This window comes from Serratia sp. JSRIV001 (assembly GCF_019968745.1).
GTDB lineage: Bacteria > Pseudomonadota > Gammaproteobacteria > Enterobacterales > Enterobacteriaceae > Chania > Chania fonticola_B.
Window position 1 is genome coordinate 911,790 of sequence record NZ_CP074147.1, and the last position, 14,632, is coordinate 926,421.

Consider the following 14,632-nt stretch of genomic DNA (forward strand, 5'->3'; position numbering starts at 1 on the left):
ACGATGATGAAGTTAATCAGGTTAGTTAAATTAACATTGGGCGGCCTGCTGTGCCTGTCTTCCGTATCAAGCTTTGCGGCAACCGGGTGGTGTACCACGGTAGCCGGCACGAAGATATATAACTTCCCCTTTGTCAAACAGTACGACAATCCAGCGGACAACAAGGCTGGCATGTATTTTAATCGAACCTACGAGTGGAATTTAGCGGCGAATTACGCTGCCAACTGTGATTGTACCGGCTCGGCCAACACCTTCTATAAGGCTGTGGTACCGGGCAATCTGACAGCTACGCGGGACTTTGATGGATTACATTTTTATTCAATAAATAAATATCTGGAAGTGGCAACTGAATTATATGTTGGAGGGAACAAGAGGGAATGGATTGCCACCCCATTCCCTAACGTGGACAATCTATTTCCCAGCGCCTGTACGGGCGTGACGAACTGGATATCCGGTGCTAATGGCTATGTGTCTTTATACTTTACCCGGCCATTTGTGGGGCAAGTCGTCATCCCAAGTACTAAGATCCTGGACCTTTATGGCTCAAAAGTCACTGGATCCTATGGCGGGGTGCCGATGTCGTCTGTCTATATGAGCGGATCGGTAACGGTACCACAATCTTGTGAAATTAATGCCGGGCAGGTCATTAATGTCAAGTTTGGCAATATCATGTCAAATGACATCAAAACCAACGGTGCCATTGCCAATGGGTTTACCCCCAAAGTCGTTGATATGACGCTGGCCTGTAATAATATTTCTAACGGTGTTGTCGTCAGCTTATCCTTTAGTGGTGAGCCATCGGGGGGGGACCCAACCGCATTGAAGACGGACAATAATGATATCGGGGTTCGGGTACGTGATGCGAACGGTAATATTGTGCCGCCGGTCAATGGAAATCTGCCTGTCACCTTCGACTATTCTTCACAAACTGGCACCAGCTCTATGAGCCTGGCACCGATGAACGTGACTGGCAATCCCCCGGCAATAGGGCAGTTTAATGCCGTGGCCACCATTAATGCAGAAATTAATTAAGTTTTTTTAACTCAAGGAAATCAGGCAGGAATTCCCTGCCTGAATACAGACGGGAACAGTAAGGAAACCTCATGAAAAAACAAACTCAACGTACGCTGCTGGCCTTATTGGTTTTGGGAGCCGGTGTTAATCAGGCAGTGGCAGCTCCAACTCAGGTCAATATTACCGGCGTTGTGGTCGCTTCGCCCTGCACGGTAGATACCACCAACTCAGATTTGAACGTCAATCTGGGGACCAGTATTCAGGCGAAGGACCTGGCGACGGCAGGAAACACCTCCACGGCGGTGCCATTCAAGCTGATAGTGAAGGACTGTCCAACTGCAACCACCAAGGTTACCGCCTCGTTTAGCGGTACGGCGGATACCGCAGCTGGCGGGCGTTACGCGACGACTAGCGGTACGGGGATGGCAGATAACGTGGCGGTAGAAGTGGCGCAAGATGTGTCCCCGTATACCTTGCAAAATCCGGGGTCTACCATGGAAACGACAGTGGTAGGAAACACGGCAACATTCGCATTGAGAGCCAGTGCTTATGCTAAAGGGGTGGTTACGCCGGGTAATATTGCTTCGGTAATGTCAGTCGACTTTTCCTATAACTGATAAGCCAAGTCAGTTATCGCGGCGGGTAAAACACGGTCAAGTTTAGACGGCCAGCGTTGGTTTCCCTGGCCGCTGTGTGTATTGGCGTAGCAAGCTTTAACATCGGCACCCAAGTCTATTTTGGGTGCCAGCACCTATCAGGACAAGCTGAGTCATTAATAACGGAACTATTATCATGATGACATCAACCGTATGGAACAACACACCCCTACCGAAAATGCAGACGGCATGCCGCATCGACCGGGTATTGCTCATGGATGCTTGCCCGATAACGCGTGCCGGGATCTGCTCTGCATTCCAGCCACCACAGTTTCAGATCATGGATTGTGTGCACGTAGAAAAGGTGTGCGATCTGCCAGTGGCGATGCAGCAAGGCAAGGTGGATGTGGTGATCACCGAACTCTGTGGCGAAGGTGAGTCGGTATTGGAGGGGCTGCGAATGATTAGCCATTTACGCCAGTACTGGGCACGGGTGCCGCTTATCGTCGCCACCTCTTTGCAGGAACCGCACCTGCTTGCACAGTTGAGAACGTTGAGGGTCAGCGGTATCTACCTTAAACAGGATCCCCTGTCATCACTGACACAAGGCGTTCTCTGCGCGATGGCGGGGTTGTCCAGTCTTAGCCCGTCAGCGGTGAACCTGATTGGCAATGGCGCGCCGTCATTATCGCTCACCGGACGTGAGATGGACGTACTGGAGTGCCTGTTTGCTGGCAGAACCGTGACCGACACGGCGCGGGTGCTAGCTCGGGATGTACGCACCATCAGCACCCATAAACGCCGTGCCATGATTAAGCTCGGTTTCCATAGTGATAGCGATCTCTATACCCGTGGAGATTATCTGGCGCGTAATGGATTACTGATCTAGGAGTCGCTCATGAATACGCCTTTATCGGTTGTCAAATTAGCCGTTGTTGCCCCTATCCCCTTGCTTCAGGCAGGGATGGCACATTTTATTCAGAACCTTGATCCCCCTATGCATCTGGTGGTGATGGTCTCTTCGCTGGAGCAATTGCTGGCGCAATGGGCGCCGCCACAGATTGACCTGTTGGCGGTGGTGCTCAGTGGCTCACCGCAGGAGATTGCCCGCGACACGCAACAGTTGCTGATGCTCTCTGAACGTGCGCCCGCGCTGCGTATTGTGGTGTGCACCTATTGCCGGGACATTGCGTTGTTGACGCGATTGAATCTCCGGCCGCACATCAGCCTGCTTGCCCGCCAGGAGTCGCAGGAGCAGACTCGCCGTGATATGGCACAGGCGCTGACCGGTGCCAAGGTTTGTAGCCCCAGTATGGCCATGTACCTGCTGCACAGTGCCACTCCTGCGCAAGTGCAGGACAGCTTGGTGGTGTTGACGCAGGCGGAACATAAGGTACTGGAGTACTTGCAGCAAGGAATGAGCGTTTCTGACGTGGCTGATTTACTGCATCGCAGTGTCAAAACCATCAGCGCACATAAGTGCAATAGCATGCGCAAGTTGGGGGTTCGCAATGATGCGGAACTGTTCCAGCATTTACGCAGTCAGGTCACCGATGCGCCCTACAACACGCCGAATTCCCCCTGGTATGTCGCGACATGATTAGCCAGAAGCGGTACCGGGTGGCAGTCGTTTCACCGTGCCGTTTCTTTCAGGCTGGGATCTGGCCGTTGCTCAATACCCACTCGCTATCGCGGGTCTGGCACTGCCAGAAAGCCGCTGAAGCGCAATGGTATCTGGATGAACAGCCGGTGGATGTGCTGGTTATGTCATTGCACGTTGGGCAACAGGCAGACTTATTGTCAGCCTTGCGTTTTATTCAGCAGGTGCGGATCTCTTTTCCCGGCGTTGCGCTGATGGCTATTCTGGATGACCCCATTCCTTATCTGGTGACTCGGTTGCGCCGTCTGGGGGTGAGACATATCGTGGATCTGGGACAACCGTTAGTCTTGTGGCATACGCATTTACGTCAGATTCTGTTGGGTGAGGATAGCCGGGCTGGCTGCACTTTACCGGGGTGTGATGAGGAAACGTTGTCTATGGGAGAGCGGCAGGTGGTCGAGTACCTGATACAGGGCATGACTCCCGCTGAAATTGCCGCGCTGACGAGGCGCAGTATCAAAACCATCTCCACACAGAAGGGCATAGCCATGCACAAGCTGGGGATCCGCCACTATGCCCAGCTTATCGCGATACAACGCGTCTTTACCGACAGTTGGCTGCCCCATGACGGAGTCCAGATGGTCGGGGAACTGACCCCAAGCCTTTGGTACTATTGCTGAGCTTATCAACGTGTTCGCTTGAATCCGCATTGGTAGATAGGGAGATGCAGTGTGAGTGGCTCTCACATAAGGTACAACGCCCCAGGAAGAGGCGTTGCCAATAACAGGCTCAGTTAAAACGCATTGACAGATCGAGCGCGGTAATGTGTTTGGTCAGCGCCCCGACAGAGATATAATCCACCCCGGTTTCGGCAAACTCGCGCAGGGTTTGATCGGTGACGTTGCCGGAAACTTCCAACTGCGTGCGTCCCTGGACCAGGGCAACGGCATCACGCATCATCTCGACGCTGAAATTATCCAGCATCACAATATCGGCACCGGCATCCAGCGCCTGTTGCAGCTCATCCAGCGATTCTACTTCCACCTCTACCGGCACGTCGGCGTGCAGCCAGAAGGCTTTCTCTACCGCGTTTTTGATCGAGCCAGAAGCAATGATGTGGTTTTCCTTGATCAGGAAAGCATCCGAGAGGCCGAGACGGTGATTGCTGCCACCGCCGCACAGCACGGCATATTTCAGCGCGGTGCGTAGGCCAGGCAGTGTCTTGCGGGTGTCCAGCAGCCGGGTTTGTGTGCCTTGCAGCAACGCAACATAGCGGCTTACCGCCGTGGCTACGCCGGACAGCGTTTGCACAAAGTTCAGCGCGGTACGTTCGCCCGTCAGCAGGATACGCGCTGGGCCGCTCAGGCGGCATAGCGGCTGGTTGGGCACCAGCTTATCGCCATCTTCCACCAACCACTCGATCTTCACCTGTCCACCCAGTTGGATAAACACCTCTTCCAACCAGCGGCGGCCACAGAAAACGCCGGGTTCACGGGTGATCACCGTGGCATTGGCCTGCTTATCTGCGGGTAGCAGTTGTGCGGTGATATCGCGCTCGGCATCCACGGTGCCCCCCAGATCTTCGCTCAGCGCCTGGGCGACGGTGGCAGGGACATCATTGGCAATACGTTCGAGAAGCGCGGTACGGCGGCTGTCGGCACTGTAGCGACGGGTCGGCATGGCAAACTCCGGAAATGGGCTATAAGCGGTGAGTGCACATGCTACTCTGTTTTACAGCCCCGCGCCAGCCGCGAGTTCTACGTAATATCAATAGGTTAGTGATGCTGTAATCCCCCTCACCCTAACCCTCTCCCACAGGGAGAGGGGACTGAATGTGCCACAATTTTACTCCCACATCTGACCTTAACACGGGCGCGACAATGTAGCGCCCCTACGGCGTACCACATTAGCCATGCTGCAAGTTGTTCTACCAACAGCACAACCGCATTGAATATCTCAACCTTCCCTTATTTGACATACTGTTTATCCAGACAGTATTCTGCTGGGTTAATAAAATCATCAATAGAATTTTGCAATAACTTATAACTTACACCACAGGTGTATTACGAGGATTTACTATGAAAAAGCTACCGTTAAATGTTCTCTATCGACTGTATAAAGCAGAGGCTGGCGATACCATTGATAACACTTATGTTCGTCTAACTGGCGGTTGGATGACCGACGATCGGCGTGATGTCGATGATAAAGGGTTGCTCCAGAGAAGTACTATCTACCAGTTCGCATTTAAGGATTTATCCGATGGGCAATACTATCAGGCAAGTCAAGCTGCCACAGAAATGATCGTTCCCGATTCCAACGGTTTCTCTGTGGTAAGGTATAAAGAGCCATTCAGTGATCGCTCGAATTACCCTCATACCGTGTATACTTGCCAATACTCAGCAACTAGAGTGAGCATGGCTGAATATACGGAAGCGTTGCAGCCTTAATATTATTGAAGGCCAATGGTGACGAACGTGTTTTTTAACCTATAACGTTTTCATCATAGGATAATCAGGCCTATATTCAGTATTAATAAGATACTGGATATAGGCCATTCACCGCGTTATTTTAGGACTACGTTTGGGCAACTGAAAATAGTGTCCGTCAAGATGATTTTTTGTACTGACTGACATCAACAGGCCGCGAGTGCCGGGGACAGTGCTTGATGTGGCAGCGCAGGAAACTAATCCATTTATTATCAACGCATTAAATTCACTTCGCGGAAACATGCTACTCTGCTGCTGGCACTCGTCCCATCGAAAGCACTATGCTGGGGAACAGACAGAAGGAGAGGATTAGCTAATGACGCTGTTTACGCTGTTACTGGTTTTGGCGTGGGAACGCCTGTTTAAACTGGGTGAGCATTGGCAGTTGGACCATCGTTTAGAAGTGGTGTTTCAGCGGCTGCATCGGTTTTCTTTGGCACAAACGTTGGCAATGACCCTGGTCTGGATGTTTATCGTCTGGGGCATTCTGTGGTTGGCCCAGGGCCTGTTCTTCGGCGTTGTGGCGCTACTGCTGTGGATTGTGATGGGTCTGCTGTGCGTTGGGGCCGGGATCACACGCAAACATTATCGGGCCTATTTGCAGGCCGCGCGGCAGGGCGATACCCACGCCAGCGATCAGATGGCGGAAGAGCTGGCGCTGATCCACGGTTTACCGGTGCAGTGCAGCGAGGCAGAGCGCCTGCGTGAACTGCAAAATGCCCTGTTGTGGATTAACTATCGCTACTATTTGGCACCGCTGTTCTGGTTTGCGGTGTGCGGGCCATACGGGCCGCTCGCTCTGGCGGGCTATGCTTTTCTGCGGGCCTACCAAACCTGGCTGGCACGGCATCATACACCGCTGCAACGCTCGCAAACGGGGATCGACTTCCTGCTGCATGTGTTGGACTGGATCCCGGTTCGTCTGGCAGGGGTAGCGTATGCGCTGATTGGACATGGCGAAAGGGCGCTGCCCGCGTGGTTTGCTTCGCTGGGGGATCGTCATACTTCGCAGTATCAGGTATTGACGCGTTTGGCGCAGTTCTCTCTGGCACGTGAACCGCATATGGACCCGGTTCAGACGCCGCGCGCCGCGGTAACGTTAGCGCGTAAAGTGACCCTGATTGTGGTGGTCGTCGTGGCGATATTGACGATTTACGGTACCTTGCTCTGAAGATAACGGCGGGCGCAGAGTGGCGCCCGCCAGCAGATTACAGCTTGGCGAAGCAGCGGCGCGCGGCATCGACGGTGCGCTGAATATCTTCCTCGCTGTGTGCGACAGACATAAAGCCAGCCTCGAACGCCGACGGGGCCAGATAAACCCCCTCATCCAACATCAGATGGAAGAAGCGCTTGAAGCGCTCGACATCGCAACCCATCACGTCCTGATAGCAGGTGACCGTTGGCGCATCGGTAAAGAACAGCCCGAACATGCCGCCTACATGGTTGACGACAAACGGAATATTCTCTGCCTTGGCCGCCGCCAACAGGCCTTCTGCCAGCTTGTTGGTCAGTTCGGTCAAGGTCTGGTGAATGCCAACCTGGGAAACCTCGGTCAGGCAGGCGAAACCGGCGGCCATGGCAATCGGGTTGCCGGACAGCGTACCAGCCTGATACACCGGCCCGGTAGGTGCCAGAGCGGCCATCACTTCACGGCGGCCACCGAAGGCCCCCACTGGCATGCCACCACCGATAATTTTGCCCAGGCAGGTCAGATCTGGTACCACATCGTAATAAGACTGAGCACCGGCCAGCGCGACGCGGAAACCGGTCATCACTTCGTCGATGATCAACAGCGCACCATACTTGTCGCACAGGGCGCGCAGGCCCGGAAGGAAGTCTGGCAGCGGTGGAATGCAGTTCATGTTGCCCGCCACTGGCTCAACGATGATGCAGGCGATCTCTGAAGGGTACTGCTCGAATGCGGTACGCACGGAGTCGAGATCGTTATAGGTACAGGTCAGCGTGTGCTTGGCGAAGTCTGCCGGCACGCCCGGTGAGTTAGGCTGGCCCAGCGTCAGTGCGCCGGAACCGGCTTTCACCAGCAGGCAGTCGGCGTGGCCGTGGTAGCAGCCTTCAAACTTGATGATCTTGTCGCGGTTGGTGTAACCCCGAGCCAGACGAATGGCGCTCATGGTGGCTTCGGTACCGGAGTTCACCATACGTACCATATCCATGGTTGGCACCAGGGTGGTCACCAACTCGGCCATTTTCACTTCCATCTCGGTAGGTGCGCCGAAGCTCAGGCCGCGCTGTGCCGCCTCGATCACCGCATTGCGGATCGCCGGATGGTTATGGCCCAGCACCATCGGGCCCCAGGAACCGACATAATCGATATAGGCTTTACCATCGGCATCAAACAGATAGGCACCGTCGGCACGTTCGATAAACAGCGGGGTACCGCCTACACCGGTGAATGCACGCACTGGGGAGTTGACTCCGCCTGGGATCAGCTGTTGCGCCTGGGCGTACAGACTTTCGGACTTACTGTGTAAGCTCATAAACCGGCTCCTGGGTTTGCTGTTGAATGATTTGACCGCGCTATTCTAGTGGAGAGTACGGAGTTATGAAACGATCATAGACCGATACCTATTTTGTGGGGGCGGTAGGACAACGACTGAGCTAGAATAGCTTACATCGCTATTAGTCTGATTTTTCAATTCAATAATGAACCCACTATGACTGAATTACAGCAACAGCCTCCTGCGGCTTCAGGCGCGCGCCTGACTCGCAACTATAGGGTCCGTCAGTTTATTCGCCAGGATAAAACGCCGGTTGTCATCCTGATCATGGCGGCGGTGGTAGGGACGTTGGCGGGATTGTTGGGCGTCGCTTTTGATAAAGCGGTGGAATGGGTACAGCAGCAGCGGCTGTCGGGCCTGGCCTCTGTTGCCAACTCCTGGTTCCTGGTGTGGCCGCTGGCGTTTATATTGTCAGCCATGCTGGCCGCTTTTGGCTTTTATCTGGTCAAACGTTTTGCGCCAGAGGCCGGGGGATCAGGGATCCCAGAGATCGAAGGGGCACTGGAAGAGTTACGCCCGGTGCGCTGGTGGCGGGTGATCCCGGTGAAATTTATCGGTGGTATGGGGACGCTCGGTGCAGGCATGGTACTAGGGCGTGAAGGGCCGACGGTACAGATGGGGGCCAATGCCGGGCGAATGGTGTTGGATATTTTCCGTATGCGCAGTGCGGAAGCGCGCCACTCCATGCTGGCCACCGGTGCCGCAGCGGGTCTCTCCGCCGCGTTCAACGCGCCTCTGGCGGGGATCTTGTTCGTGATCGAAGAGATGCGGCCGCAGTTTCGTTACAACCTGATCTCCATCAAGGCGGTGTTTATCGGCGTGATTATGTCGAGCATTGTCTTTCGCATTTTTAATGGTGAAAGTCCGCTGATCGAGGTGGGTAAACTCGCTTCGGCACCGCTCAATACGCTGTGGTTGTACCTGGTGCTGGGGACGGTGTTTGGTGCGGTGGGGGTGATGTTTAACGCACTGGTGTTTCGTACCCAGGATATGTTTGCCCGTTTTCATGGTGGCAAGATGAGCAAGTTCCTGCTGATTGGTGCTCTGCTAGGGGGCGCTTGTGGCGTGCTTGGGCTGATCGAGCCAGCAGCCGCGGGTGGCGGTTCGGCTTTGATCCCGATCGCGGCGGCGGGTAATTACAGCGTCGGCATGCTGTTGTTTATCTTTATCGCACGGGTGATCACCACGGTGCTCTGCTTCGGTTCAGGCGCACCGGGCGGTATTTTTGCACCGATGCTCGCCCTGGGAACGTTGCTAGGCACCGCTTTTGGTCTTTTCGGCAATCACCTGTTCCCTGAATACGGGCTTGAGGCTGGCACCTTTGCTATTGCGGGCATGGGGGCGCTGTTTGCCGCTACCGTGCGTGCCCCGTTAACCGGTATTGTGCTGGTATTGGAAATGACCGATAACTATCAGCTGATTTTGCCGATGATTATTACCTGCCTCGGCGCGACCCTGGTGGCGCAGTTCCTGGGCGGTAAGCCATTGTATTCCGCCATTTTAGCCCGCACCTTACAAAGGCAGCAGCAGGCATTGGCCGAGAAAACAGGTAAAGAAAATACAACAAATGCGGTGAATACTTGAACGCAACACTCAGGTATTAGATAATCAGCACCATTAATCAGGTTACCGTCGTCGTCGCCTGATGTGAAACACTGTTGGGAGTAACGAGTATGAGTGATGAAACAGCACTGCCCCTGCAATTTACCGAGGCAGCAGCAAGCAAGGTGAAATTCCTGATTGCTGACGAAGAGAATCCAAACCTGAAGTTGCGGGTTTACATTACCGGTGGTGGCTGCAGTGGATTCCAGTACGGCTTCACGTTTGATGACAAGATCAACGACGGCGATATGACCATCGAGAAACAGGGCGTTGCGCTGGTGGTTGATCCGATGAGCCTGCAATATCTGGTTGGCGGCGCGGTGGATTATACCGAAGGGTTGGAAGGTTCACGCTTTATCGTGACTAACCCGAATGCCAAAACCACCTGCGGCTGCGGTTCTTCATTCAGTATCTGATCTGCCGCCGTTAAAAAACCCGCCTGCCTGTACGGTGCGCGGGTTTTTTTGTGCCTACCATTCCACGGTGATCAGTTCGCTTTCCCGATCGTCTACTATCCGTTTGCTATGGCTCATCTTCGGTTGCAAGACTGTGCCATTGCCGCATTCTACCTGTGGCGTGTTGCCGGTCGTGGTTACGCTGCAGGTGGGCACAATCGTCAGACTGATACCCATCTTGCCGCTGGTGTTTTCGGCCAGCACGCTGCTGCTCAACAACAGTGTGCTGGCGATCAAAAGATTTTTCTTCATGCTTAAATTCAAAACAATACCTATCCGCAGGCCACAGCAATAGGACCTATCGGCAAAAGTGAACGGAACTTAATGGCGCGGGATAATTTTTAACGAAGAGTTAACTGGATGATTACATTATTCAAGCGCATTTTAATAGCGCAAAATAATAGCACATTGCTTATATAATAGTCGAATATACTAATTAACAGCAAAGCCTCCGCCGAAGCTGGCGGAGGCAAGAATTACTGTTCGAGGATAAAAGCCGGTAGTTTCAGATGCCAACGAATGGCGGCCAGGCGGATGCCCAGCGTGATGATCATCCCCAACATCATGGCATGCTGTAACGGCATACCAAAGCTGTAGAACGCCGTGACGTGCACCGCTCCGCCAACGATGCAGGCGGTGGCGTAGACCTCGGTTCGCAGGATCATCGGGATCTCACGGGCCAGCACGTCACGGATAATCCCGCCGCCGACGCCGGTGATCACTCCCATGCAGACCGCCACCAGCGGTCCACTGCCTGCGGCGAACGCCTTATTGACGCCGATCCCGACGAACACCGCCAGCCCGATGGCATCCAGCACCGGCAGGATCCATTTCGGTAACCGACGCGGCTGGCGCACCAGCAGCAGCGTCAGCACACAGGTGATCATCGCCACCACCAGATCGGTGGGATCCTTTACCCAGAATACCGGGCCGTTGGCGAGCGCCATATCACGGATCGTCCCGCCACCGACCGCGGTCACTACTCCCAGTACCAAGACGCCAAAGGGATCCATCCGTAATTTGCCCGCCAGCAACACGCCAGAAATGGCAAACACCGCCGTACCAAGAATATCCAGCCAAAATACCATCAATGGATCTCCGCCAATTGACCGCATAGTGATTGTGCCGCCAGCATGATGCGTGGCCCGGCACGGTTAAACCAATCTTCCTCAAGGGCAATCACCGGCACGTCCAGCTGTGGGCCCCAGAAGGCTTTCACATTGGCGATCTGCTGGGCATTCCCGCTGATCACGATGGCCTGCGGTTTACGCACCAGCACCTGCTCACGGCTCACCTGCGGCCAAGGCACGGGGCTATCGGCAAAGATATTCTCTGCGCCGCACAAGGACAGCACCTGGCTTTGTAACGTGGCCGCCGAACTGGTGAACAGCGGTTGGGTGCCAAACTGCAGCAGCACTGGCCTTGGCGAATTGCTGGCATAGCGCGTTTTCAGCTCCTCTACCTGTTGGCGGAGGCTGGCAGCGGCCTGATGTGCCTGTTCCGGATAAGGGCTGTACTGCGCCAACGCATCCAGCGATTGGGCGATCTCGTCAATATTCTTGGCATCTGCATAAAAAATCGGGATGCCGAAGGAGGCAAGCTGATCCAATACCCGCTGGGGATTACCGCCACGCCAGGCGAGAACCAGATCGGGTTTCAACGCCAGGATCCGTTCCAGGTTGATCCCTTGCCAGGAGGCGACCTGTTCCAACTGTTTGGCGGCAGGGGGATAATCGGAGTAAGCGCTGACGGCCAGCAGGGTATCCCCCATACCGGCCGCGTAGGCAAGCTCCGTGGTGCTCGGTGCCAGGCTGATCACCCGTTGGGCGGCGCTGGCAGGCAGCAGCATCCCCAGGATCAGCCAGCTCAGCAGGGCGCACAGACGCAGCTTCACATCAACCGCGCTTGGCCAGGGCTTGCAGCATGGTATTGACCATCAGCGAGGACTGCTTGGCGGCTACCGCCAGGAACTCGTCGAAGCTCATATGGGATTCACTGTCGGCAACGTCGGAAATCGCGCGTACCACCACGAATGGCGTGCCGAACTGATGGCAAACGTGGCCAACGGCGGCGGCCTCCATCTCAACGGCGGCAACGGTTGGGAAGGTGTTGCGGATGCGGGCCAGAGGCTCGGCACCGTTAATAAAGGCGTCACCGCTGCAAATCAGGCCGCGTACCGCGTTAAGGTTAAGCTGCTTGATGCAGTTTTCCGCTAACTCGATCAACGCAGGATCTGCAACGAATGCTGGCGGGCAACCGGCCATCTGGCCCGGTTCGTAGCCAAAGGCGGTCACGTCGGCGTCGTGATAGCGCACTTCTTCAGACACGACGATATCACCCACGTTCAGCGTAGCGGCCAGGCCACCGGCGGAACCCGTATTGATCACCACATCGGGTTGGCACTGTTCCAGCAGCAGGGTGGTACCCAGGGCCGCTGCCACTTTGCCGATGCCCGATTTGAGCAGGGCGACTTCCACGCCGTTGATTTGGCCGGTATAGATCTCACAACCCGCACGTTGCAGGGTCTGGCGGTTCGCAATTTGCTCGCGCAGCAGGGTAACTTCTTCTTCCATTGCGCCGATGATGCCTACTTTCATAAATAATACTCGCTGATAGGGTATGGAAATTGCGCCATAGTCTATCATGGCTCTGTGAGAGAGATAATCCGCAATACCGTTGCATCCGCCGCCGGGAATTGTTATCACGGAGGGAATGCGCAACGGGAGGAGAAACAGATGTCCGGGATCGACTTTAAGCAGAAGATCAGCTTTCAGCGGCCTTTTAGCAAGCCGATTGAAGCCGAAGAAGAGTACGACATCATTCGCCAGTTCGAGAGCGATCGCGGTCGCATTGTCAATTCTGCGGCGATACGCCGTTTGCAGCAGAAAACGCAGGTGTTTCCGCTGGAGCGTAACGCGGCGGTGCGCAGCCGTCTGACCCACTCGATGGAAGTACAACAGGTGGGGCGGCATATTGCCAAAGAGATCCTCAACCGCTTCAAACAGGAAAAGCGTATTGATGCGCTTGGCCTGAGCAAGCTGCTCGATCCTTTCGAGAGCATTGTCGAAATGGCCTGCCTGATGCACGACATCGGCAATCCGCCGTTTGGCCATTTCGGCGAATCGGCCATCAACGACTGGTTCCGCCAGCGGCTCGATCCCGCCAGCTGTGGCAGTGAGCCGGGTAGCTACGATCGCTGCCAGGTAGAGGTGTTACGCCTGCATGAAGGGGAGAGCGACCTTAACCGGCTGCGCAGCCGTATTCGCCACGATCTCAGCCATTTTGAGGGCAATGCTCAGGCGATCCGCCTGGTCTACACGTTGCTGAAATTGAACCTGACCTATGCGCAGGTTGGCTGCATCCTGAAATATACCCGCCCGGCCTATTGGGCGAGCGATATTCCCGCCAGCCACAGCTATCTGATGAAGAAGCCGGGGTTTTATCTGGCGGAAGAAGCCTTTGTCGATCGTTTGCGGCGTGAATTACATATGGGAGAGTTCGATCGTTTCCCTCTTACCTATATTATGGAAGCCGCCGATGATATTTCTTATTGCGTGGCCGATCTGGAAGACGCGGTAGAAAAGAACATCTTTACCGTGGAGCAGCTGTATCAGCATTTAACCCAGGAATGGGGCGAGATTGCTCCAGGGGATCTGTTTGATAAGACCGTGGCCAGTGCGTTTCGCAAAATAGAGCGCAGCGGGGCGCGTCGCAGTTCAGAAGATCAGTTCTTTATGTACCTGCGGGTATTTACCGTTGCCAAATTGGTTCCCCATGCGGCCCAGCGGTTTATTGATAACCTGGACTCGGTGTATCACGGCCACTTTAACGGAGCCTTGTTGGAGGATGCCAGCCCGGCTTGCCGCCTGCTGGCTATCTTCAAGAACGTTGCGTTCAAACACGTGTTCAACCACCCGGAAGTGGAGCAGTTGGAACTCCAGGGTTACCGGGTGATCAACGGCCTGCTGGACATTTATAGCCCGCTGCTGGCCATGTCGCTGGCCGATTTCAGCCAGCTGGTGCGGGAAGACAGCCACCGGGCGTTCCCGATTGAAACGCGGCTGTTTCACAAGCTTTCGACCAAACATCGCCTGGCCTATGTCGAGGCGGTGGAAGGTTTGCAGCATCTTTCTGCCGAGCAGCAGGCTATTAGGGAATATTATTTCCGGGCGCGGTTGTTACAGGATTATATCAGCGGCATGACCGACCTTTATGCCTATGATGAATATCGTCGTTTAATGGCGGCGGAATAAAATCATGAGATAATTCTCGCTTATTTTAGCGAGATCACTCTCAAGCTGGAACATTATTTCGAGTTTTGTAAAGACCGACAATATTTGTTTACTATTAGCCCGCCGCA

At 54.6% G+C, this 14,632-nt stretch carries 16 protein-coding genes; 10 read left to right on the forward strand and 6 right to left on the reverse strand.

Annotated features, from left to right (window positions below):
- Nucleotides 1–3 precede the first annotated feature (3 nt).
- The 5 genes from KGP17_RS04060 (at nucleotide 4) to KGP17_RS04080 (ending at nucleotide 3,890) form a co-directional block, all read left to right on the forward strand.
- The gene (locus KGP17_RS04060) at nucleotides 4–1,032 is read left to right on the forward strand and encodes a fimbrial protein (RefSeq protein ID WP_223498884.1); all 1,029 of its coding nucleotides are present in this window, start codon (nucleotides 4–6) and stop codon (nucleotides 1,030–1,032) included.
- A 71-nt stretch (nucleotides 1,033–1,103) separates the two neighbouring features.
- Nucleotides 1,104–1,631: a fimbrial protein gene (locus tag KGP17_RS04065; protein WP_179252281.1), complete on the forward strand. Its 528-nt coding sequence runs from the start codon at nucleotides 1,104–1,106 to the stop codon at nucleotides 1,629–1,631.
- A 175-nt stretch (nucleotides 1,632–1,806) separates the two neighbouring features.
- Nucleotides 1,807–2,499: a response regulator transcription factor gene (locus tag KGP17_RS04070; protein WP_080661042.1), complete on the forward strand. Its 693-nt coding sequence runs from the start codon at nucleotides 1,807–1,809 to the stop codon at nucleotides 2,497–2,499.
- 9 nt (nucleotides 2,500–2,508) lie between these two features.
- On the forward strand, nucleotides 2,509–3,210 hold the full coding sequence (locus tag KGP17_RS04075; RefSeq protein ID WP_059199762.1) for a response regulator transcription factor: 702 nt from the start codon (nucleotides 2,509–2,511) through the stop codon (nucleotides 3,208–3,210).
- A gap of 20 nt (nucleotides 3,211–3,230) precedes the next feature.
- Nucleotides 3,231–3,890 (forward strand): helix-turn-helix transcriptional regulator, encoded by a 660-nt coding sequence (locus KGP17_RS04080; RefSeq protein WP_166734100.1) that lies wholly within the window; start codon nucleotides 3,231–3,233, stop codon nucleotides 3,888–3,890.
- Nucleotides 3,891–3,999: 109 nt separating this feature from the next.
- Here KGP17_RS04080 and nadC read toward each other — a convergent pair whose 3' ends face one another.
- Nucleotides 4,000–4,890 carry a carboxylating nicotinate-nucleotide diphosphorylase gene (gene nadC, locus KGP17_RS04085; RefSeq protein ID WP_223498885.1) on the reverse strand — a complete coding sequence of 297 codons (891 nt, stop codon included), beginning with the start codon at nucleotides 4,888–4,890 and terminating at the stop codon, nucleotides 4,000–4,002.
- A 398-nt stretch (nucleotides 4,891–5,288) separates the two neighbouring features.
- Here nadC and KGP17_RS04090 point away from each other — a divergent pair, with 398 nt between their 5' ends.
- Together KGP17_RS04090 and ampE are read left to right on the forward strand one after the other, a co-directional pair.
- Nucleotides 5,289–5,657 carry a hypothetical protein gene (locus KGP17_RS04090; RefSeq protein WP_223498886.1) on the forward strand — a complete coding sequence of 123 codons (369 nt, stop codon included), beginning with the start codon at nucleotides 5,289–5,291 and terminating at the stop codon, nucleotides 5,655–5,657.
- Between the two features lie 355 nt (nucleotides 5,658–6,012).
- Nucleotides 6,013–6,867, forward strand: a complete 855-nt coding sequence (gene ampE / locus KGP17_RS04095; protein ID WP_059199766.1) for a beta-lactamase regulator AmpE — start codon at nucleotides 6,013–6,015, stop codon at nucleotides 6,865–6,867.
- A gap of 37 nt (nucleotides 6,868–6,904) precedes the next feature.
- Here ampE and hemL read toward each other — a convergent pair whose 3' ends face one another.
- Complete coding sequence (gene hemL / locus KGP17_RS04100; protein ID WP_223498887.1) at nucleotides 6,905–8,194, reverse strand: glutamate-1-semialdehyde 2,1-aminomutase; 1,290 nt, start codon at nucleotides 8,192–8,194, stop codon at nucleotides 6,905–6,907.
- 177 nt (nucleotides 8,195–8,371) lie between these two features.
- On the opposite strand from hemL, the gene clcA reads away from it, so the two are divergent.
- Both clcA and erpA read left to right on the forward strand, forming a co-directional pair.
- Nucleotides 8,372–9,799 (forward strand): H(+)/Cl(-) exchange transporter ClcA, encoded by a 1,428-nt coding sequence (gene clcA / locus KGP17_RS04105; RefSeq protein ID WP_223498888.1) that lies wholly within the window; start codon nucleotides 8,372–8,374, stop codon nucleotides 9,797–9,799.
- An 89-nt stretch (nucleotides 9,800–9,888) separates the two neighbouring features.
- On the forward strand, nucleotides 9,889–10,233 hold the full coding sequence (gene erpA / locus KGP17_RS04110; RefSeq protein ID WP_021179368.1) for an iron-sulfur cluster insertion protein ErpA: 345 nt from the start codon (nucleotides 9,889–9,891) through the stop codon (nucleotides 10,231–10,233).
- A 54-nt stretch (nucleotides 10,234–10,287) separates the two neighbouring features.
- On the opposite strand, the gene KGP17_RS04115 is transcribed toward erpA, so the two are convergent.
- The 4 genes from KGP17_RS04115 to mtnN all read right to left on the reverse strand — a co-directional run bounded on the left by KGP17_RS04115 (nucleotide 10,288) and on the right by mtnN (nucleotide 12,869).
- Nucleotides 10,288–10,524, reverse strand: a complete 237-nt coding sequence (locus KGP17_RS04115; RefSeq protein ID WP_059199768.1) for a hypothetical protein — start codon at nucleotides 10,522–10,524, stop codon at nucleotides 10,288–10,290.
- A gap of 224 nt (nucleotides 10,525–10,748) precedes the next feature.
- Nucleotides 10,749–11,363, reverse strand: coding sequence for a TRIC cation channel family protein (locus KGP17_RS04120; RefSeq protein ID WP_059199769.1), 615 nt, complete (start codon nucleotides 11,361–11,363; stop codon nucleotides 10,749–10,751).
- Complete coding sequence (gene btuF / locus KGP17_RS04125; RefSeq protein ID WP_166734105.1) at nucleotides 11,360–12,166, reverse strand: vitamin B12 ABC transporter substrate-binding protein BtuF; 807 nt, start codon at nucleotides 12,164–12,166, stop codon at nucleotides 11,360–11,362. The genes KGP17_RS04120 and btuF overlap by 4 nt, the downstream gene beginning before the upstream one ends.
- A gap of 1 nt (nucleotide 12,167) precedes the next feature.
- Nucleotides 12,168–12,869, reverse strand: a complete 702-nt coding sequence (mtnN, locus tag KGP17_RS04130) for a 5'-methylthioadenosine/S-adenosylhomocysteine nucleosidase (RefSeq protein WP_223498889.1) — start codon at nucleotides 12,867–12,869, stop codon at nucleotides 12,168–12,170.
- A 138-nt stretch (nucleotides 12,870–13,007) separates the two neighbouring features.
- On the opposite strand from mtnN, the gene dgt reads away from it, so the two are divergent.
- The gene (gene dgt / locus KGP17_RS04135; RefSeq protein ID WP_223498890.1) at nucleotides 13,008–14,525 is read left to right on the forward strand and encodes a dGTPase; all 1,518 of its coding nucleotides are present in this window, start codon (nucleotides 13,008–13,010) and stop codon (nucleotides 14,523–14,525) included.
- Nucleotides 14,526–14,632 lie beyond the last annotated feature (107 nt).

Coding starts and splice junctions, on each gene's coding strand:
- mtnN (WP_223498889.1), bottom strand. CDS start 12,869: ATGAAAGTAGGCATCATCGGCGCAATGGAAGAAGAAGTTACCCTGCTG.
- hemL (WP_223498887.1), bottom strand. CDS start 8,194: ATGAGCTTACACAGTAAGTCCGAAAGTCTGTACGCCCAGGCGCAACAG.
- clcA (WP_223498888.1), top strand. CDS start 8,372: ATGACTGAATTACAGCAACAGCCTCCTGCGGCTTCAGGCGCGCGCCTG.
- KGP17_RS04065 (WP_179252281.1), top strand. CDS start 1,104: ATGAAAAAACAAACTCAACGTACGCTGCTGGCCTTATTGGTTTTGGGA.
- KGP17_RS04090 (WP_223498886.1), top strand. CDS start 5,289: ATGAAAAAGCTACCGTTAAATGTTCTCTATCGACTGTATAAAGCAGAG.
- KGP17_RS04060 (WP_223498884.1), top strand. CDS start 4: ATGATGAAGTTAATCAGGTTAGTTAAATTAACATTGGGCGGCCTGCTG.
- KGP17_RS04070 (WP_080661042.1), top strand. CDS start 1,807: ATGATGACATCAACCGTATGGAACAACACACCCCTACCGAAAATGCAG.
- KGP17_RS04115 (WP_059199768.1), bottom strand. CDS start 10,524: ATGAAGAAAAATCTTTTGATCGCCAGCACACTGTTGTTGAGCAGCAGC.
- erpA (WP_021179368.1), top strand. CDS start 9,889: ATGAGTGATGAAACAGCACTGCCCCTGCAATTTACCGAGGCAGCAGCA.
- KGP17_RS04075 (WP_059199762.1), top strand. CDS start 2,509: ATGAATACGCCTTTATCGGTTGTCAAATTAGCCGTTGTTGCCCCTATC.
- ampE (WP_059199766.1), top strand. CDS start 6,013: ATGACGCTGTTTACGCTGTTACTGGTTTTGGCGTGGGAACGCCTGTTT.
- dgt (WP_223498890.1), top strand. CDS start 13,008: ATGTCCGGGATCGACTTTAAGCAGAAGATCAGCTTTCAGCGGCCTTTT.
- nadC (WP_223498885.1), bottom strand. CDS start 4,890: ATGCCGACCCGTCGCTACAGTGCCGACAGCCGCCGTACCGCGCTTCTC.